The organism is Herbidospora sp. RD11066 (assembly GCF_054661255.1).
This window is the reverse complement of sequence record NZ_BAAGDO010000003.1, coordinates 1,100,953-1,119,219: the sequence shown is the minus strand read 5'-3', so window position 1 is coordinate 1,119,219 and position 18,267 is coordinate 1,100,953. Positions and strand designations below refer to the sequence as shown.

Annotated in this window: 18 protein-coding genes; 5 read left to right on the top strand and 13 right to left on the bottom strand. The window is 68.3% G+C overall.

Annotated elements, in window-relative coordinates:
* From ACYQ78_RS16850 to ACYQ78_RS16830, 5 genes are all read right to left on the bottom strand, one after another.
* Positions 1 to 575 (bottom strand): Clp protease N-terminal domain-containing protein (locus tag ACYQ78_RS16850; protein ID WP_277310762.1); only part of this gene is annotated, 575 nt, incomplete at its 3' end.
* Between the two features lie 350 nt (positions 576 to 925).
* On the bottom strand, positions 926 to 1,267 hold the full coding sequence (locus tag ACYQ78_RS16845; protein WP_459801762.1) for a histone-like nucleoid-structuring protein Lsr2: 342 nt from the start codon (positions 1,265 to 1,267) through the stop codon (positions 926 to 928).
* 465 nt (positions 1,268 to 1,732) lie between these two features.
* A complete protein-coding gene (locus tag ACYQ78_RS16840; protein ID WP_459801761.1) occupies positions 1,733 to 2,479 on the bottom strand; it encodes an RDD family protein in 747 nt (248 codons plus the stop codon).
* A 187-nt stretch (positions 2,480 to 2,666) separates the two neighbouring features.
* Complete coding sequence (locus tag ACYQ78_RS16835; protein ID WP_459801760.1) at positions 2,667 to 3,872, bottom strand: RDD family protein; 1,206 nt, start codon at positions 3,870 to 3,872, stop codon at positions 2,667 to 2,669.
* Between the two features lie 115 nt (positions 3,873 to 3,987).
* Entirely contained in the window at positions 3,988 to 4,497 is a 510-nt protein-coding gene (locus tag ACYQ78_RS16830; protein WP_459801759.1) for an amino-acid N-acetyltransferase, read from the bottom strand.
* Positions 4,498 to 4,748: 251 nt separating this feature from the next.
* On the opposite strand from ACYQ78_RS16830, the gene ACYQ78_RS16825 reads away from it, so the two are divergent.
* On the top strand, positions 4,749 to 5,720 hold the full coding sequence (locus ACYQ78_RS16825) for a C40 family peptidase (protein ID WP_459801758.1): 972 nt from the start codon (positions 4,749 to 4,751) through the stop codon (positions 5,718 to 5,720).
* On the opposite strand, the gene ACYQ78_RS16820 is transcribed toward ACYQ78_RS16825, so the two are convergent.
* The 7 genes from ACYQ78_RS16820 to ACYQ78_RS16790 all read right to left on the bottom strand — a co-directional run bounded on the left by ACYQ78_RS16820 (position 5,717) and on the right by ACYQ78_RS16790 (position 13,096).
* Positions 5,717 to 5,932 (bottom strand): LuxR C-terminal-related transcriptional regulator, encoded by a 216-nt coding sequence (locus ACYQ78_RS16820; protein WP_030452964.1) that lies wholly within the window; start codon positions 5,930 to 5,932, stop codon positions 5,717 to 5,719. The two genes, ACYQ78_RS16825 and ACYQ78_RS16820, sit on opposite strands and share 4 nt — an antisense overlap.
* A 168-nt stretch (positions 5,933 to 6,100) precedes the next feature.
* Positions 6,101 to 7,558, bottom strand: coding sequence for a bifunctional lysylphosphatidylglycerol synthetase/lysine--tRNA ligase LysX (gene lysX / locus ACYQ78_RS16815; RefSeq protein WP_459801789.1), 1,458 nt, complete (start codon positions 7,556 to 7,558; stop codon positions 6,101 to 6,103).
* A gap of 54 nt (positions 7,559 to 7,612) precedes the next feature.
* Positions 7,613 to 8,395, bottom strand: a complete 783-nt coding sequence (locus ACYQ78_RS16810) for a type III pantothenate kinase (RefSeq protein WP_066366281.1) — start codon at positions 8,393 to 8,395, stop codon at positions 7,613 to 7,615.
* Between the two features lie 7 nt (positions 8,396 to 8,402).
* The gene (locus ACYQ78_RS16805) at positions 8,403 to 10,904 is read right to left on the bottom strand and encodes an L-aspartate oxidase (protein WP_459801757.1); all 2,502 of its coding nucleotides are present in this window, start codon (positions 10,902 to 10,904) and stop codon (positions 8,403 to 8,405) included.
* 48 nt (positions 10,905 to 10,952) lie between these two features.
* The gene (gene panD, locus ACYQ78_RS16800) at positions 10,953 to 11,372 is read right to left on the bottom strand and encodes an aspartate 1-decarboxylase (RefSeq protein WP_459801756.1); all 420 of its coding nucleotides are present in this window, start codon (positions 11,370 to 11,372) and stop codon (positions 10,953 to 10,955) included.
* A gap of 12 nt (positions 11,373 to 11,384) precedes the next feature.
* Positions 11,385 to 12,215: a pantoate--beta-alanine ligase gene (panC, locus tag ACYQ78_RS16795; RefSeq protein WP_459801755.1), complete on the bottom strand. Its 831-nt coding sequence runs from the start codon at positions 12,213 to 12,215 to the stop codon at positions 11,385 to 11,387.
* Positions 12,206 to 13,096, bottom strand: coding sequence for a Rossmann-like and DUF2520 domain-containing protein (locus ACYQ78_RS16790; protein ID WP_459801754.1), 891 nt, complete (start codon positions 13,094 to 13,096; stop codon positions 12,206 to 12,208). Before ACYQ78_RS16790 ends, panC begins: the two co-directional genes overlap by 10 nt.
* 202 nt (positions 13,097 to 13,298) lie before the next feature.
* Between ACYQ78_RS16790 and ACYQ78_RS16785 the strand changes: the two genes are divergently transcribed.
* From ACYQ78_RS16785 to ACYQ78_RS16775, 3 genes are read left to right on the top strand one after another with little or no spacing between them, the layout of a single operon-like run.
* Positions 13,299 to 14,144 (top strand): SAM-dependent methyltransferase, encoded by an 846-nt coding sequence (locus ACYQ78_RS16785; protein WP_459801753.1) that lies wholly within the window; start codon positions 13,299 to 13,301, stop codon positions 14,142 to 14,144.
* A 5-nt stretch (positions 14,145 to 14,149) separates the two neighbouring features.
* The gene (locus ACYQ78_RS16780) at positions 14,150 to 14,632 is read left to right on the top strand and encodes a cation:proton antiporter regulatory subunit (protein WP_459801752.1); all 483 of its coding nucleotides are present in this window, start codon (positions 14,150 to 14,152) and stop codon (positions 14,630 to 14,632) included.
* A gap of 5 nt (positions 14,633 to 14,637) precedes the next feature.
* Entirely contained in the window at positions 14,638 to 15,810 is a 1,173-nt protein-coding gene (locus tag ACYQ78_RS16775) for a cation:proton antiporter (protein ID WP_459801751.1), read from the top strand.
* Positions 15,811 to 15,888: 78 nt separating this feature from the next.
* On the opposite strand, the gene ACYQ78_RS16770 is transcribed toward ACYQ78_RS16775, so the two are convergent.
* Positions 15,889 to 17,070 (bottom strand): cytochrome P450, encoded by a 1,182-nt coding sequence (locus ACYQ78_RS16770; protein ID WP_459801750.1) that lies wholly within the window; start codon positions 17,068 to 17,070, stop codon positions 15,889 to 15,891.
* Between the two features lie 26 nt (positions 17,071 to 17,096).
* Here ACYQ78_RS16770 and ACYQ78_RS16765 point away from each other — a divergent pair, with 26 nt between their 5' ends.
* Entirely contained in the window at positions 17,097 to 18,242 is a 1,146-nt protein-coding gene (locus ACYQ78_RS16765; protein ID WP_459801749.1) for an NADH-quinone oxidoreductase subunit D, read from the top strand.
* Positions 18,243 to 18,267 lie beyond the last annotated feature (25 nt).

Sequence of the window (18,267 nt, the reverse complement as noted above, 5' to 3'; positions counted from 1 at the left end):
TCCTTCTCGCGCCCGATCACCGGGTCGAGCTTGCCCTCGCGTGCGGCCTGCGTGAGGTTGCGGCCGAACTGGTCGAGCACAAGAGAAGTGGAGGGCGCGGCTTCCTGGGGACCGCCCGCTGCCGCCGGCTCCTTGCCCTGGTAGCCATGCAGCAACTGGATCACCTGCTGGCGGACCCTGTTCAGGTCGGCACCGAGCTTCACCAGGACCTGTGCGGCGACACCCTCGCCCTCACGGATCAGGCCCAGCAGGATGTGCTCAGTCCCGATGTAGTTGTGACCGAGCTGCAACGCCTCACGCAACGACAGCTCAAGGACCTTCTTGGCACGGGGCGTGAAGGGAATGTGCCCGGACGGCGCCGACTGGCCCTGGCCGATGATCTCCTCGACCTGCTGGCGCACCCCCTCAAGGCTGATCCCCAGGCTCTCGAGAGCCTTGGCCGCCACACCTTCACCCTCATGGATCAGACCAAGAAGAATGTGCTCCGTACCGATGTAGTTGTGGTTGAGCATCCGGGCCTCTTCTTGGGCCAGGACGACCACCCGCCGCGCACGGTCGGTGAACCTCTCGAACATTCGTCGCTCCTCACGAGCGGTCGGGCGGACCGGGAGTCCGGCTCCGTCGTTCCGCATGCCAGCCCCGGCACGGAGAACAGTCAAGTCAATTGGAGCAGACGTTCCCCGGGCGCAGGGCGTTCACCCTCCATCCAACTACTGCCGGAGGGCGCGGTGTTCCCGATACGCCGCAAGCGAACGACGTTTATGTGGGCACAAAACACGATCGTGCGATCATCCCGATGGCCGTGACATCCCCCGACTTCGGGACACCCGGCGACCGGTATAACCGCACGATCGTCTTTGGGACAGATTCACAGATCGCGAGCCACGGCCGGCCTTCGGCCGCCCGCACCTCGCATCGCAGCACGTTAGTGAGCCGCTTCGTAGGCCTCCACGATCGAGGCCGCAATGCGACCGCGCTCGCTCACGGGGTGGCTGTTCGCCTTCGCCCAGGCGCGGATCTCCGCGCTCTTCTCGCGGGTCATCGCGCGAGGCGAGCCACCAGCGCCACGACGGCGACCACGTGAGGGGGTTGATTCCGCACGACGCGCGACGTTGCTGAAAGGCAGGACCGCTTCGCGGAGCTTCTTGGCGTTCGAGTCGCTGAGGTCAATCTCATATGACGTGCCGTCAAGCGCGAAGGTGACAGTCTCATTGGCCTCGCCGCCATCGAGATCGTCGATGAGAATCACCTGCGTGTGCTTGGCCATCCGGCAATCCTTTCGCAGAGCATAGTTTGATTCGTCAGCCAAACATATACCCGGTTTCCGCCGCTGACAATTCACGATTCCCAGGAGGCGTTCAGGTTCCGGTGTTGTCGGAAGGCTTCTCGTCCGGTTCGTGCCTTCCCCGGAGCCCGGCGGCGTCAGAACGGAGCAACTTTACGACGCCGTAGACGACGGCGGCGCCGACTACGAGAGGTGGTATGAGGGCGGACAATACCTCTGACATTCGACCTCACTCCTTCCCTGGGAAAACGCCGGGAACCCCTGCGAAATAGGGGCTTTCGTGTCAGATGCACCACGGAGGCGTACCTGACGATAGCGGAGCCCGTGACCGGTGGGTCGCGCGGGGTGGTCAGCCGTCTTACCCGATGCATAACAATCGTACCTAGGAAAAGAGAGAGGGGCGGTCGCCGAGCGACCGCCCCTCTGTTTGGAACGCTTCTGGAAGCCTCAGAGCTTGACCACCACAGTTCCGGCGACCTTGTCGTGAATCGCCTGCTGCAGCGGCTTGTCCCACAGCGGCCACAGGCCGTCGACCAGCAGGAACACGTTGCCGATGAAGCCCACGAAGGGGATGAACGAAAGGAGCTGCGGGCCGAACATCACGCCGATGCGCTTGATCGAGGTCTCGGTGTCGATACCGCCCTGAGCGGGGTGACCGAGCTTAACGACCCGGATCTTCATAACCTTCTTGCCGATTGTCTGACCGTCGCGCGAGATCTGGAAGAACTCGTACGCGGCGTACAGCAGGAAGCTGACCACGGCCTGGATCAGAAGACCGAGGAACGACGGCGTCGCAACCGTGACCTCGACGCCCAGGACGGACTGGGTCTCGTTCGTTGTGAACGCACTGGTGATCAGGTTGCCGATAAGCAGGTAGACCACGACACCGAGGATTAGACCGTCGATGATGCGGGCGACCAAACGCTGCCACCACTCGGCAAGAGGAAGCGGAACTCCGGAAGGAAGAGGTGCACCCTGCGGCGTGCCATAAGCGGGAGCGGCGCCATAACCCTGGGGAGCTCCATAACCCTGCTGCGGGGGCGGGTATCCACCCTGAGGCGGGTAACCACCACCCTGCTGCGGTGGCGGGTAACCACCCTGGGGCGGGTAACCCTGAGGCGGCGGGTAACCGCCTTGCTGCGGCGGCTGGCCGGAACCATATGGGTTCTGACCGGGGGGCGGTTCCGGGTGCATTGGTTACCTCTCGTCACTTCTAAGTGGGGACATGTGTGTTCATGGTCCCAAGGCACGCTAGCACCTACCGCTTACCGCTTTAGGGAGTTATTTCGGATAGAACGAGCCGAACACGCTGTGTACATGAAACGGGGCCGATGGTGCGATCCATCGGCCCCGGGCGCTGTTTTTCCGATGCGCTATGTCACTACTTGACCTTGACGACGATCGTATTGGCCACCTTGTCGTGCAGTGCCTGCTGAAGGGGCTTGTCCCACAGCAGCCAGAGAACGTTGACGAGCATGAACGCGCCCGCCACGAAGCTGATGATCGTGCCCACGCCGGGAACAAGTGCCAACGCGCGGATGAACTGCGGACCATACAGGACTCCGGCGCGCTTTCCCGCGGTCTCGACGGAAAGTCCGGGGGTGGCGAGGTTCCCGCCCACCGGAATGACGCGGATTCCCATCACGATCTTTCCGATGGTCTGCCCGCGGAGCTTCAGCATGAAGAACTCGTAGGCGAACCAGGCGGTGGCGCTCACGAGCGTGATGAGGATGGTCGCGAGGACCAGTCCGCTCGGCTCGGTGACCGTCAGGTTGTCGAAGTCGACCGACGCCTGGGTCACCACCACGGCGGTGATGGCGAACGACAGGATGAAGAACACCACGCCGATGATGAGGCCGTCGACGATCCGGGCCACGAGCCGCTGCCACCACTCGGCGAGCGGCGCCGGCGCGCCCGGGGGAATGGCCTGGGCCGGGTAGCCCGGGTTGTAGGCGGGGGCGGCGTACTGCTGCTGGCCGTAGGTGCCCTGGGGCTGGCCGGGGTAACCGGGCTGCTGCTGGTAGCCGGGGGCCTGCTGCTGGCCGTATCCGGGCTGCTGGGGCTGCTGGCCGTAGCCCTGCTGCTGACCGTAGCCCTGGGGAGAGGTCGGCTGCTGACCATAGGGCTGCTGGCCGTAGCCCTGCTGCTGTTGCTGGGGGTAGCCCTGCTGCTGGCCGTAGCCCTGCGGGGGCTGCTGACCATAGCCGGGCTGCTGGCCGTAACCGGGTTGCTGGCCATATCCCTGCTGCTGGCCGTATCCGGGCTGCTGCGGCTGCTGTTGCTGGGGGTAGCCCTGCTGGGGCTGCTGACCGTAGCCCTGCTGCTGACCGTAGGGCTGCTGGCCATATCCCTGCTGGCCGTAGCCCTGTTGCTGGCCGTAGCCCTGCTGGCCCTGCTGTCCTTGCTGGCCCTGTTGCTGCTGGGCGGCGTAGGGGTCGTAGCCCTGTTGCTGGCCGTAGACGGGGCCGGTGCTCCCGGTGGGGTTCCGGCTCACGATCGTCATGTCGGGGTCGTAGTCCTGCGCGGGGTTGTCCTGGCCTTGTGGCCCGTCGCGGTCGTCCGGACGGTATGGCGGCTGGGCGCTCACCGTGTCACCTCACTTCGAGTACGCATGCGGTACACGTGAGACACGCACGCTTGACTTAGCCAAAAGTATCGATAGCCGGATCTACAGTCACCTCCCCGGCCCGTTATGACGTCGGTCAAGCACGCGGTTCCAAGTGCAGGATCATGCGTGTATTGCCCAAAGTGTTGGGCTTCACATGTTCAAGATCGAGGAATTCCGCGACGCCTTCGTCATAGGAGGCGAGGAGTTCGGCGTACACCTCGGGAGAGACGGGGGTGCCGTTGATCTCGCGGAAGCCGTGGCGTTCGAAGAACGCGACCTCGAAGGTGAGACAGAACACGCGGCGCACGCCGAGTTCGCGCGCGGTCGCGATGAGGGCCGCGACGATGTCGTGGCCGACGCCCCTTCCCCGGGCGGCCGGGTCGACCGCGACGGTGCGGATCTCGGCCAGGTCCTCCCAGAGCACGTGGAGCGCGCCGCACCCGACGACGGCGCCGTCGAGCTCGGCCACCCAGAACTCCTGGACGGTCTCATAGAGGGTGACGGTGCTCTTCTTCAGCAACCGGGGCCCCGACCCGGAGTAGGAGTCGACGAACCGGCGGATCGCCCGGACGTCGGGGGTACGCGCCCGGCGGACCTTGACCATGGCGAGCACCTTAACGGCCCCGCACAAATCGACGAAGCACCCGATCCCAGGTGACGACCGAAATCCCCCTCGTCACCTGGGTTACAGTGGACACATGCGTGATCTGTCCGTGATTGTTCGGTTGTCGAACTTAGACAGAAATCGCAGTTCCGGTTGAGCACGAACATCACGTGCACTACTGTCCAGGCGGCCGAGTCCTCCGCCTGACGGCCCCCGTCGCCGAACCGGAAGGCCCTCTGGAAGGAGCATGGTTGATTCGTCGAACCGTCCGCAGGGTCGTGTTCGTGGGCTCGGCGCTGGCCCTGATCTCCATCGGCGCCCCGGTGGTCTCCGCCACCGCCGACCCTGAGCCGACGCTCAAAGAGCTCACCGCCGAGGTCGAGAAACTCCACGAGGAGATCGAGTCGCTCACCGAGCAGTACAACGGTGAGAAGATCCGGCTCTCCGACGCCAAGCGCTCCGCCAGCACCGCCAAGAAGACGCTCGACACGAGCGAGGCCGACCTCGAGACCCGCCGCAAGCGCGCGATGGTGTTCGCCACCAACGCCTACATGACCGGTGGCGCCAGCGGGATCGCGTTAATGAACGCCGACAACCCCGACGCCTATATGGACATCGCGGCCACCACGTACGCGCTCCAGTTGCAGAGCGGCGAGGAGGTCATCCAGCTCACCAAGGCCCGCGAGGCCGCCGAGCGGGCGCGCGCCAGCGCCAAGGCCCGCCAGGACGAGGTGGGCAAGCTGATCAAGAGCCTCGACAAGCGCGAGGGCGAGATCCGCGGCCTGATCAAGAAGACCGAGAGCCAGCTCTACGCGAAGGTCGCCGGCCAGGTGTCGGTGGCGAAGCGGCTGAGCATGCCGGTCGTCGGCAGCGGCAAGGCCGCCCAGGCGGTCAGATGGGCGCTCGCCCAGCAGCTCAAGCCCTATGTGTGGGGCGCGGAAGGGCCCAATTCGTTCGACTGCTCCGGCCTCATCATGGCGGCCTACGCCACGGTCGGCATCAGCATCCCCCACTACACCGGCAGCCAGTGGACGGCCGGCACCCACGTCTCCCGCGAGGACATGCGCCCCGGTGACCTGGTCTTCTTCTACAACGACCTGCACCACGTGGGTCTCTACATCGGCGGCGGCTACATGGTCCACGCTCCCCGCACGGGTGATGTCGTGCGGGTCGCGGCCATCGGCAACAGGCCGTTCGCTGGAGCCGTTCGGATCGCCGACTAAATCAAACGCCGTCGGGCCGCCCATGCGACGGCCTCGATGGCGGTGGCGACGCCGATGCGGTCGCAGATGCCACGCAGCCGACGGCGAACCGTACGGCCGCTGACATCAAGGCTCCGCCCGACGCGGTCGACGGTCACGCCCTTGGCCAGTTCGGCCAGCAGCAGCAACTCGTCGTCGGTCAGGCCGACGCGCTCGGTCTCGGAAACTGACATCGTGAGCCCCTCTCCCACGACGAATGATTCTCGCCACCCCTCAGGGAAGGTAAACGGCGGGGAGAAAGAACGTCAAGCAGGGGTATTGACGTGTCTGACCCTATGTGAACGCGCGGTAACGTAAGGCCCCCACGTTCTGTGGGGGCCTCACCTGCTGCTAAGCGGAAATCAATGGCTGGGGCGGACCAGCGGGAACAGAATTGTTTCGCGAATGTTTTTTCCGGTGAAGGCCATGATCATGCGGTCGATGCCCGCTCCCATGCCTCCGGTGGGGGGCATGGCGTACTCAAGGGCCTGCAGGAAGTCCTCGTCGAGCTGCATCGCCTCGGCGTCGCCGCCGGCGGCCAGGATCGACTGCTCGGTGAGGCGGCGGCGCTGCTCGATCGGGTCGACCAGCTCCGAGTAGGCGGTGCCGAGCTCGGTGCCGAAGCCGATCAGGTCCCACTTCTCGGTCAGCAGCGGGTTGTCGCGGTGCTGGCGGGTGAGCGGTGAGGTCTCCAGCGGGTAGTCCATGACGAACGTGGGCTGGATGAGGGTGTGCTCGACGAGCGCCTCGAAGATCTCCTGCACCAGCTTGCCCGGGCCCCATTTCGGGTCCCAGTGGATCTCGCGGCGCTCGGCCAGCTTGCGCAGCGTCTCGAGCGGGGTCTCGGTGGTGATCTCCTCACCGAGTGCCTCGGAGACCGAGCCGTAGAGGGTGATCCGCGGCCACTCGGCGAGGCCCAGGTCGATCTCCAGGTCGCCGTGGCGGACGACCGTGGTGTCGAGCGCGGCCACGACGGCCTTCTGGTACATGCGCTGAGTCAGGTCGGCCATGTCGTGGTAGTCGAGGTAGGTGCCGTAGGCCTCGAGCATGGTGAACTCGGGGTTGTGGGTGGAGTCGGCGCCCTCGTTGCGGAAGTTGCGGTTGATCTCGAAGACCTTCTCGATGCCGCCGACGACCAGCCGCTTGAGGTAGAGCTCGATCGCGATGCGAAGGTAGAGCTCCATGTCGTAGGCGTTGATGTGGGTCTTGAACGGCCGGGCCGCCGCGCCGCCGTGGATCGGCTGGAGCATCGGGGTCTCGACCTCGAGGTAGCCCTCGTCGTGCCAGAAGTCGCGGACCGCGCGCACGGTGGCGCTGCGGACGTGGGCCATCTTGCGGGCCTCGTCGTTGACGATCAGGTCGACGTAGCGCAGCCGCACGCGGGCCTCAGGGTCGCTGAGCCCGGCGTGCTTCTCGGGCAGCGGGCGCAGGCACTTCGCGGTGATCGCCCACGAGTCGGCCATGATCGACAGCTCGCCGCGCCGGGAGGAGATGACCTCACCGGTGATGCCGACGTGGTCGCCGAGGTCGACGTCGCGCTTCCAGGCGGCCAGCGCCTCTTCGCCGAGCCGGTCGAGGGACAGCATGATCTGCAGGTCGCCCGAGCCGTCGCGGATGGTCGCGAAGCAGAGTTTGCCGCCGATCCGGGAGAGCATCACGCGGCCGACCACGCCGACGGTGTCGCCGGTCTCGGCGCCCGCCTCGAGGTCGGTGTATTTCTCGCGGATCTCAGCGTTGGTGGCGGTCCGCGGGTAGTTCACCGGATAGGGGTCGACGCCTTCGGAGATCAGACGGTCCAGCTTTTCGCGGCGGACGCGCATCTGCTCCGGAAGCTCGCTCAGCTCTTCGCTCACGGCACTACAGATTAGCGGCGTTTAGGCGGTGTTTCGGGCGTAGACCAGCCGGAGCCCGATGAGGGTGAGCCAGGGTTCGTGGACGTCGATCGTGCGCGCCTCGCTCACCACGAGCGGCGCCCCCGGGCCGGTCGCCACGACCGTCACCTCGTCGGGGTCGGCGGCCAGTTCGGCGGTCATGCGGTCGACGATGCCGTCGACCAGGCCGGCGAAACCGTAGATGATGCCCGACTGGAGCGCCTCGACGGTGTTCTTGGCGATCACCGACCGGGGCCTGATCAGCTCGACCTTGTGGAGCTGGGCGCCCGCCTCGGCCAGGGCGTCGACCGAGATCTCCAGGCCGGGCGCGGTGACGGCGCCGATGTACTCGCCCCGCGCCGAGACGGCGTCGAAGGAGGTCGCGGTGCCGAAGTCGACGACCACGCACGGGCCGCCGAACAGGCTGATGGCGGCCAGCGCGTTGACGATGCGGTCGCTGCCGACCTCTTTGGGGTTGTCCATCCGGACCGGCACGCCGGTGCGGACCCCCGGCTCGACCACCACGGACGTCACGTCGCCGTAGTAGCGGCGCGACATCTCCCGCATCTCGTTGAGGACGGACGGCACCGTCGAGCAGATCGAGATGCCCGAGATGTCGGTGTTCTTGAGGATGGCCGACTGGGCCAGCAGGCCCTGCAGGACCACCGCGAGTTCGTCGGCGGTCCGGCGGGCGTCGGTGGCGATGCGCCAGTGCTCGATGACCTCTTCACCTTCGAACAAACCAAGCACCGTGTGGGTGTTGCTGACATCGATGGTGAGGAGCATGCCCCGATTATGCACCACGAAGATCTAGGGCAATATCGAGCGCGGGGGACGAATGGGTCAGCGCCCCGACGGCCAGGAAGTCGACCCCGGTCTCGGCGACCGATCGCGCGCTCTCAAGGGTGAGCCCGCCGCTCGATTCGAGCCTGGCCCGCCCGGCGACCAGCTCCACCGCCTCCTTGAGCTGCGGCACGGTGAAGTTGTCGAGCAGGATCTCCTCGGCGCCCTCGGCCAGCACCGGCTCGATCTGGTCGATGCGGTCGACCTCGACCTCGATGAGGATCTCCGGGTAGGCCTTGCGCACCGCCCGGAACGCCTCGGCGACGCCACCGGCGGCCACCACGTGGTTGTCCTTGATCAGGGCGGCGTCGTACAGGCCGATGCGGTGGTTGACGCCGCCGCCGCAGCGGACGGCGTACTTCTCCAGCGCGCGCAGGCCCGGGTGGGTCTTCCTGGTGTCGCGCACGTGGGCGCCGGTGCCCGCGATGGCCCTGACCCACTGGGCGGTCGCCGTGGCGATGCCCGACAGGTGGGTGAGCAGGTTGAGGGCGGTGCGCTCGACGGTGAGGAGTTCCCTGGTCTCGCCCTTGACGGTCATCAGGACGTCGCCGTAGGAGACCCGGTCGCCGTCCTTGACGCGGTGCTCGACCTCCAGGCCCGCGTAGCGGAACGCGGCGGCGGCCACGGGCAGCCCCGCGACCACGCCGGAGCGGCGGGCCACGATGTCGGCTATGGCCTTCTGACCGGCCGGGATCGTGGCGGCCGAGGTGACGTCGAGCCCGTTCGACAGGTCTTCGCGGAACGCGGTCTCGATCAGTGTGTGGATCTCCGCCGGGTCGAGCCCGGCGGCCAGCAGGTCGGCGTCGGCGCTGACGTGGGGTGCGTGCTCCATGACGAGTTCGCCCTTCTCGGTGAGCGTGATGTCGAGGTGGCCGAGCCACGTGTCGTCGCGGCGGTCGGGGAAGTCCTCCCGCCAGTGGGAACCCCTGGTCTCCTGCCGGGCCGCGGCGGCCCGGGTCAGGGCCGAGGCGACGGTGTGCAGGTTGGTCGCCTCCCATGCCTCCAGGCAGGGCTCGACCGTGACGGGGGTCCACTTCGCGTCGTTCAGCGCCTTGGTCACCCCGGCGAGACTCTCCACGCTGCGCAGTACCCCGGCGCCCCGGCTCATGAACGCCTGGACCCGGCCTCGGGCGCGCGGGTCGATGAGCGCGCTGTGCTCGACGACGACGGGTTCCCCCGGAGCCGCGCGGGGGGTGATCAGGTCGGAGGCGATGCGTTCCGCGTACACCAGCCCTTCGAGCAGGGAGTTGGAGGCCAGGCGGTTGGCGCCGTGGACGCCGGTGCAGGCGGTCTCGCCGCAGGCGTAGAGGCCGGGGACGCTGGTGCGGCCGAACAGGTCGGTGCGCACGCCGCCGCTGGCGTAGTGGGCGGCCGGGGCGACCGGGATCGGCTCGGTCACCGGGTCGATGCCGTGCTCCCGGCAGACCGCGAGGATCGTGGGGAAGCGGGCCTGCCACTTCTCCTCGCCGAAGGCCCGCGCGTCGAGGTAGACGTGGTCGTCGCCGGTCTCGGCCATCCGCCGCATGATCGCCTTGGCCACGACGTCGCGGGGGGCCAGGTCCTTCAGCTCGTGGACGCCGGTCATGAACCGCTCGCCGTTCCGGTCGATCAGGAACGCTCCCTCGCCCCGCACGGCTTCGGAGACCAGGGGCTGCTGGCCTGTCGAGCCGTCGCCGAGCCACAGGACCGTCGGGTGGAACTGGACGAACTCCAGGTCACGGACGACCGCCCCGGCGCGCAGCGCCAGCGCCACCCCGTCGCCGGTGGAGACCACGGGGTTGGTGGTGGAGGCGTACACCTGGCCCATGCCGCCGCTGGCCAGGACGACCGACGCCGCGCGGACCGCTCCGACGCCGTCGCGGGCGCCCTCGCCCATGACGTGGAGGGTGATGCCGCAGGCCCGGCCCTGGGCGTCGGTGAGCAGGTCGAGGACCAGGGCGTGCTCGATGATCTCGATGCGCGGCTCGTGGGTGGCCGCCTCGACCAAGGCCCGCTGGACCTCGGCGCCGGTGGCGTCGCCGCCGGCGTGCACGATCCGGTCGCGCCGGTGGCCGCCCTCGCGGGTCAGCTGGAGCTCGCCCCGGGCGTCGCGGTCGAAACGAGCGCCGTGCTCCATGAGGCGCTTCAGGGCGTCGGGCCCCTCGGTGACCAGGACCCGCACGGCCTCCTCGTCGCAGAGCCCGGCACCCGCCAGCAGGGTGTCGCTCAGGTGCTCGTCAGGGGTGTCGTTCGGGGCGAGCACGGCGGCGATGCCGCCCTGGGCCCACTGGGTCGACCCGGCCGACAGCACGTCTTTGGTGACGACCAGCACGCGGCCGGTGGAGGTGAGCTCGGTGTAACGCAACGCCAGGGTCAGACCCGCGATCCCGGAGCCGACCACGACCACGTCGGCGGACCTGGTCCAGCCGGGAGGAGGCGCGGTCAGTCTGCGGGGGAGGGTGGTGTCGGTCATCGCGGGCCCCTTTCGTCACAATGACGATAACGCCCGCGATGACGGGACTCATCCCCGGGTCGCCACTTCGTCGCCCCTTTCGAGGTCCGAAACCAGGGCCGCGGCCAAATCCGTCCCCAGATCGACGATCCGGTTGTCACCGTCGACGTGGACGACCTTCGGCTCCCAGACCCGCGCTTCGGCGTCGGTGAGCTGGCCGTACGCGATGATGATCACCAGATCCCCAGGTGAGACCAGGCGGGCGGCGGCGCCGTTGATGCCGATGATCCCCGAGCCCCGGGGGCCCGGAATGGTGTACGTCACAAGCCGCGCCCCGTTGTCGATGTCGACCACGTGGACCTGCTCGCCCGGCAGCAGGCCGGCCGCGTCCAGCAGGTCTTCGTCGACCGTCAGCGACCCCACGTAGTGGAGGTCGGCCTGGGTCACCGTGGCCCGGTGGATCTTGGCCGTGAGCATGGTCCGCAACATCAGGGGGTCCTCTCAGACGGTCAGTACAACGTTGTCGATCAGCCGGGTCGTCCCGACCTTGGCCGCCACCGCGAGGATCGCCTCCCCCCGGTGACCTGGGGGAACCTCGTCGAAGGTGGCGGGGTCGGCCAGCGTCAGGTAGTCGAGCAGCAGCGGGGGCTTGAGCCGGGCGGCCTCTTCGAGCACCGCCCTGGCGGCGTCCTTCGCCCTTTCCGGCTTCTGGGCGGCGGCGTCGAGGGCCTTCGACAGGTAGAGCGCCGTCACCCGGTCGTCGGCCGACAGGTAGCGGTTGCGGCTCGACAGGGCCAGGCCGTCGGGCTCCCGGACGGTCCGGCCGGCGACGATCTTCACGGGGACGTCGAGGTCGGCGACCATCCGGCGGATCAGGGCGAGCTGCTGGGCGTCCTTCTGGCCGAAGACCGCGACGTCGGGCCTGGTCAGGTTGAACAGCTTCAACACCACCGTAAGCACTCCGTCGAAGTGCCCCGGCCGGAACGCGCCCTCGGCGACCGTGCCCATCGACCCGGCCGACACCGAGACCTGCCGGTCGGGCAGGTACATGTCCTCGACCGCGGGGGCGAACACGACGCTCACGCCCTCTTCGCCGCAGACCTCCAGGTCGCTGTCGAACGTCCGGGGATAGCGCCCGAAGTCCTCGTTCGGCCCGAACTGCAAAGGGTTGACGAAGATGCTGACGATCACATGGTCGGCCTGCTCGTGGGCCAGCCGGATCAACGACCGGTGGCCCTCGTGCAGCGCGCCCATCGTGGGCACCAGCGCGTAGGAGCCGGGACGGCGTGCGCCCGCGAGCTCGGCGCGGTTCCCGGCGACCGTCAGGTCCATATGTTGCCTCCCAGCGCGTCGAGGAGCCGTTCGGCCGCCTCCGGCTTCAACAGGCCCGCCGCCAGCGCCCGGTCGGCGGTCAGCCGGGCCAGCGCGATGTAGGCGTCGGCCGCCTCGGGCGCCGCCAGGATCAGGGCGTCGACGTGCTTGCGCACCGTCTCGGCGTCTCCCCGGACGACCGGCCCGGTCAGCCCGTTGATCCCCAGCCGCAGCACGTTGTCGAGCGCGGCCCCCAGCAGCGGGCCGAGCATCCGGCCGGGGTGCTCGACGCCGATGCGCGACAGCAGGTCCTGTGACTCGGCGATCAGGGTGACCATGTGGTTGGCCGCCCCCGCGACCGCCGCGTGGTAGAGCGGCCGGTCGCGGTCGTTGATCCAGACCGGCTCGCCACCCATCTCGATCACCAGCGCCTCGGCCACCGGCCGCAGCGTGTCGGGCGCCGTCACTCCGAAGGTCGCGCCGTTGAGCCGCCCGAAGTCGTCGCCGCGCCCGGTGAAGGTCATCACCGGGTGGAGCGCCAGTGGCAGCGCGCCCAATTCGGTCGCGGGCTGCAGCACCCCCAGCCCGTAGGCGCCGCTGGCGTGCATCAGCAGCTTGCCCCGCAGGTCGGCGCCGGTGGCGGCGAGCCCGGACACCAGGCCGGGCAGCACGTCGTCGGGCACCGTCAGCAGGATCAGTTCAGCTCTGCGCATGACCTCGTCGGGTCTGCTCAGGTCGATTCCGAGCAGGTCGTTCGCGCGCCGCTGGGACGCGTCGGAAACGCCGCTGGCGGCCACCACCCGGTGTCCCGCCTGGGCCAAAGCGGCACCGAGAACGGAACCCACCCGTCCGGCTCCGAGCACCCCCACATTGAGTCGTGCGGGGCGATCGCTTGTGTCCATGCCGTCCTCCCGACCGCCAGAGTAACGGCGGGCGTGGACTGGAAGCCGTTAGGGGCATGGCCTTGATCAAGGGTGTCCACATCCGGACACGGGTAAGGTCGGGCGGATGTGGGTTTCGTGGCGGGAGGCGACCCATCGGGCGCTCTACGGAGTCGGCGGGTTCTATCTTAAAGAGCGCCCTTCCGAGCATTTCCGCACGTCCGTGCATGCCTCCCCGGTCTTCGCCGAGGCGCTGGCCCGGTTACTGGCCAGGGTCGACTCCTCGCTGGGCCGTCCGCCCCGGCTCGACTTCGTCGACATGGGGGCGGGCGACGGGCGGCTGGCGGCGGGGGTCCTCGCCGCCTCCGATGATCTCGCCGACCGGCTCAACGTGGTCGCGGTGGATCTTTCAGAGCGTCCGGCCGGTCTTCCGGCGGAAATCCAATGGTGTTCCGAACCGCCCGAAGCGATCACCGGCCTGGTCGTGGCCAACGAATGGCTCGACAACGTGCCGCTCGACGTGGTCGAACAGACCGGCGACGGCCCCCGGATGGTCCTGGTCGACCCGGAGACCGGTGCGGAGCGCCTGGGGCCCCCGCTCAGCGATCCCGCCGACCTCGCCTGGCTCGCCGCCTGGTGGCCGCTCCCCCGCACCGGGTCGCGCGCCGAAATCGGCCGTCCGCGCGACGAGGCCTGGGCTTCTCTTCTTGTACGGCTCACGCGGGGCACCTGTGTCGCCATCGACTACGCCCACAGTCGGGCAGACCGCCCGGAGGCCGGAACGCTGACCGGATATCGCCACGGCCAGGCGGTGGCCCCCGTCCCCGACGGAACCTGCGACATCACCGCCCACGTCGCCCTCGACGCCTGCGCCCGGGGAGAGGGCCTGCTCACCACCCAGCGCGAGGCGCTCCGTGACCTCGGCATCACGGGCGCCCGTCCCCCGCTGGCGCTGGCCTCCTCCGATCCCCGCGCCTACCTGCGCGCGCTGTCCCGCGCGTCGGCCGAAGCGGAGCTCATCGCCCCCGGGGGGCTGGGAGGTTTCGGCTGGTTGCAGCAGGTACGGTAAAGGGCGTGGAGATTGAACAGACCGCACTGCCAGGAATCGGCCTCAAACACGAGTTCACGACCCACACGGGCCGTCGCATCGGCATCGTGTCCCACCGTTCCGGCAGACGCGATCTGATCATCTACGACCGCGACGATCCTGATCGGGCATGTGAGAGCGTCCAACTCACCGACGAGGAGGCCGACGCCCTCGTCGAACTCCTCGGAGCACCCCGCATCGTCCAGCGCCTCAACGCCCTCCACCGAGAGGTCGAAGGCCTGGTCAGCGTGCAGATCCCGGTGACCCCCAGCTCGCCCTACGAGGGGCGCACGCTCGGAGACGCCCGCATCCGCACCCGCACCGGCGCCTCCGTGGTGGCCGTGGTGCGCGGCGATCAGGTACACGCCAGCCCAACGCCCGATTTCGGGTTCCGGTCCGGTGACGTGGTCGTGGTGGTCGGCGACGCCGAGAACACCGGAGCGGTCGCCGACATCCTGGCCGACGGGTAAGCCGCGTGCACCACACGGCGATACTTTTCCTCGAGCTCGGCGGGGTCGTCCTCGCGCTCGGAATCCTCGGAGCGTTCGCGCTGAAGGTCGGCATCTCGCCGATCCCCCTCTACCTCGTCGCCGGCCTGGCCTTCGGGACCGGCGGCATCCTCCCCCTCGCGACCAGCGAAGAGTTCATCGCCACCGGCGCCGAACTCGGCGTGATCCTCCTGTTGCTGACCCTCGGTCTGGAATACAACGCCGACGAACTGGTGACCAGCCTCAAGAGCAACGCTCCGAGCGGCCTGGTCGACCTGGTCCTCAACGCCGCACCCGGCGCGATCGCCGCGTTGCTGCTGGGCTGGGGCCCGGTGGCGGCCGTGGCGATGGCGGGCGTGACCTATGCGACCTCCTCGGGCATCACCGCCAAGGTCCTGTCGGACCTGGGCTGGATCGGTAACCGCGAGACCCCGGTCGTGCTGTCGCTGCTGGTCTTCGAAGACCTGACGATGGCCCTCTACCTGCCGATCCTCACGGCGCTACTGGCCGGGGTTTCGCTGATGAGCGGCGCGATCACGGTCGCGATCGCCCTGGCGACGGTTTCGGTGGTTCTCGTGGTCGCCCTGAAGTTCGGCAAGTGGATCGAGAAGTTCGTCGCCAGCCCCAACTCCGAGGTGCTGCTGCTCAAGGTCATCGGCCTGGCCATGCTGGTCGCCGGGATCGCCCAGCAGCTCCAGGTGTCGGCGGCGGTCGGCGCCTTCCTGGTCGGCATCGCGCTGTCGGGCGAGCTGGCCCACGACGCGCGGGCGCTGCTGATGCCCATCAGAGACCTGTTCGCCGCGGTCTTCTTCGTCTTCTTCGGTCTCCAGACCGACCCGGCGAAGATCGTCCCGGTGCTGTGGCTGGCCGCGATCCTGGCGGTCGTCAGCATGGTCACCAAGCTCGTGACCGGCTCCTTCGCCGCCCGCCGGGCGGGCATCGGAAGAGCGGGCCGGGTCCGAGCGGGCATCGCGCTGATCCCCCGAGGCGAGTTCAACATCGTCATCGCGGGTCTGGCCGTGGCCGCCGGAGCCCACCCGGATCTGGGGCCGCTGGCGGCGGCCTACGTGCTGATCCTGGCGGCCTTCGGTCCGCTGGCGGCCCGTCTGACCGCACCGCTGGTGGCCGCGCTGACCAAGGCGAAGCCCGCCCCACACTGATCGGCCGAACCCTCGCCGTTGTCCACAGCCTGTGGACAACGGCGAGGAGCGCCGGGGTAGGCGGAGCCGTAACGGAGACTAAGCGGTTGTCACTTGCAGTTCGGTGAGGCCCCGGATCACGTAGCCGGGTTTCCACGTCGGCTCCTCGGCCAGGTCGAGACCCCGGTCGAGGAGCGCGCCGAACGACTCGATGAGCTCGATGCGGGCCAGCGGCGCGCCGAGGCAGAAGTGGATGCCGGCCCCGAACGAGATGTGTGGATTGTCGGTCCGCCCGACGTCGAAGCGGTCGGGTTCGGGGAACACCGACGGGTCGCGGTTGGCGGAGCCGAACAGCAGCGCCACCTCGCTGCCGCGCGGGATCGGCGTGCCGCCGACCTCGATGTCCTCCAGGACCCACCGCTCGAACATCTGGAGCGGGGTGTCCCAGCGCATCATCTCCTCGACCGCCGTGGGCAGCAGCGACCGGTCTTCCCGGAGTCTCCGCAGCTCATCGGGGTTGCGGAACAGCGACCACCAGCCGTTGCCGGTCACGTTGACCGTCGCCTCGTGCCCGGCGTTGAGGAGCAGCACGCAGGTGCCGATCAGCTCGTCCTCGGTCAGCCCGACCTGGGTCAGCGCGCTGATCAGGTCGTCGCCCGGATTCGCGGCCCGCACCCGCGAGAGGTCGCGTAGGTAGGTCGCGAACTCCTCGGCCGCCCGCGCGGCGGTGTGCTGGGCCTCCAGGGACGGATTGAGCTCGTACATGCCGCAGATGTCGGCCGACCACGGCCGCAGATACTGCCGATCCTGCTCGGGCACGCCGAGCATCTCGGCGATCACCGTCACCGGCAGCGGCTCGGCCACCTCGGCGATCAGGTCGCCGCCGCCCTTGGCCGCCAGGGCGTCCGCCAGTTCGGTGGCCATGGTCTTGATCCGGGGCCGCAGCGACTCGACCATCCGCGGCGTGAACGCCTTGGACACCAGCCGCCGCAGCCGCGTGTGGATGGGCGGCTCGACGTCGAGCATCCCCGCCCGGACCACCCGCCAGAACGGCTCCTGGAATTCCGGCTCCGGCACGTGGCCGAAGACGGCATGGTCTTCGAGATGGAGGTACGACCTCCCGAGGCGCCGATCCCTGAGTAGCGCGTTGACGTCCTCGTAGCGCGGGATCAGATATTGATCGGTCTTGTCGAAGTAAGAAACGGCCCCGACCGTACGAAGATCTGCGTAGACATCGTAAGGATGGGCGACGAAATCTGGGTTCCAAGGATCAAACCGCACATTTCTCATGCTATTACGATGACCTCATGAGCGAGATCGTGGTCGGCATGGGCGCGGGCGCCAAAGAACTCGCGACCGAGGACATGATCCTCAACATCGGCCCGCAACACCCGTCGACCCACGGGGTCCTCCGCCTCCGCCTGACCCTCGACGGCGAACGCATCGGCACCGCCGAACCGATCATCGGCTACATGCACCGGGGCGCCGAGAAACTCTTCGAGGTCCGCGACTACCGCCAGATCATCGTCCTGGCCAACCGCCACGACTGGCTGTCGGCCTTCGCCAACGAGCTGGGCGTGGTCATCGCGGTCGAGCGCATGCTCGGCATGGAGGTCCCGGTCCGCGCCGTCTGGACCCGGACCCTGCTCGCCGAACTGAACCGGATCCTGAACCACCTGATGTTCCTCGGCAGCTACCCCCTGGAACTGGGCGCGATCACCCCGCTCTTCTACGCCTTCCGCGAGCGGGAAACCCTCCAGGCCGTCATGGAGGAGATCTCCGGCGGCCGGATGCACTACATGTTCAACCGCGTGGGCGGCCTCAAGGAGGAGATCCCCGAAGGCTGGATGTCCCGCACACGCCAGGCCGTCGCCGACGTCCGCCGCCGCCTCCCCGACATCGAGAACCTGATCTCCGGCAACGAGATCTTCCTGGCCCGCACCCAGGGCGTCGGCGTCCTGACCCCCGAGACCATCAGGCAGTACGGCGTCAGCGGCCCCATCGCCCGAGCGTCCGGCGTCGACTGGGACCTACGCCGCGACGACCCCTACCTGGCCTACGGCGAGCTGCCCATCAAGGTCGTCACGCGAGAGGCCGGCGACTGCCACGCCCGCTTCGAGGTCCTGATGGACCAGGTCAAGGTCTCCCTCGACCTGGCCGACGCCTGCCTCGACCGCCTGGCCGACCTCCCGCCCGGCCCCATCAACCAGCGGTTGCCGAAGATCCTCAAGGTGCCCGAGGGGCACACCTACGCGTGGACCGAGAGCCCGCTGGGCATCAACGGCTACTACCTGGTCAGCCGGGGCGAGAAGACGCCGTGGCGCCTGAAGTTGAGAAGCGCGAGTTTCAACAACATCCAGGTGCTGCGAGAAATGCTCCCCGGCCACCTGGTCGCCGACATGGTCGCCATTCTGGGCTCGATGTTCTTCGTGGTGGGAGACATCGACAAATAGCATGCGTGGGCGCTCAGAGCCGGCC

Coding starts and splice junctions, on each gene's coding strand:
- ACYQ78_RS16845 (WP_459801762.1), bottom strand. CDS start 1,267: ATGGCCAAGCACACGCAGGTGATTCTCATCGACGATCTCGATGGCGGC.
- ACYQ78_RS16840 (WP_459801761.1), bottom strand. CDS start 2,479: ATGCACCCGGAACCGCCCCCCGGTCAGAACCCATATGGTTCCGGCCAG.
- ACYQ78_RS16830 (WP_459801759.1), bottom strand. CDS start 4,497: ATGGTCAAGGTCCGCCGGGCGCGTACCCCCGACGTCCGGGCGATCCGC.
- ACYQ78_RS16820 (WP_030452964.1), bottom strand. CDS start 5,932: ATGTCAGTTTCCGAGACCGAGCGCGTCGGCCTGACCGACGACGAGTTG.
- lysX (WP_459801789.1), bottom strand. CDS start 7,558: ATGCGCGTCCGCCGCGAAAAGCTGGACCGTCTGATCTCCGAAGGCGTC.
- ACYQ78_RS16810 (WP_066366281.1), bottom strand. CDS start 8,395: ATGCTCCTCACCATCGATGTCAGCAACACCCACACGGTGCTTGGTTTG.
- ACYQ78_RS16805 (WP_459801757.1), bottom strand. CDS start 10,904: ATGACCGACACCACCCTCCCCCGCAGACTGACCGCGCCTCCTCCCGGC.
- panD (WP_459801756.1), bottom strand. CDS start 11,372: ATGTTGCGGACCATGCTCACGGCCAAGATCCACCGGGCCACGGTGACC.
- panC (WP_459801755.1), bottom strand. CDS start 12,215: ATGGACCTGACGGTCGCCGGGAACCGCGCCGAGCTCGCGGGCGCACGC.
- ACYQ78_RS16790 (WP_459801754.1), bottom strand. CDS start 13,096: ATGGACACAAGCGATCGCCCCGCACGACTCAATGTGGGGGTGCTCGGA.
- ACYQ78_RS16765 (WP_459801749.1), top strand. CDS start 17,097: ATGAGCGAGATCGTGGTCGGCATGGGCGCGGGCGCCAAAGAACTCGCG.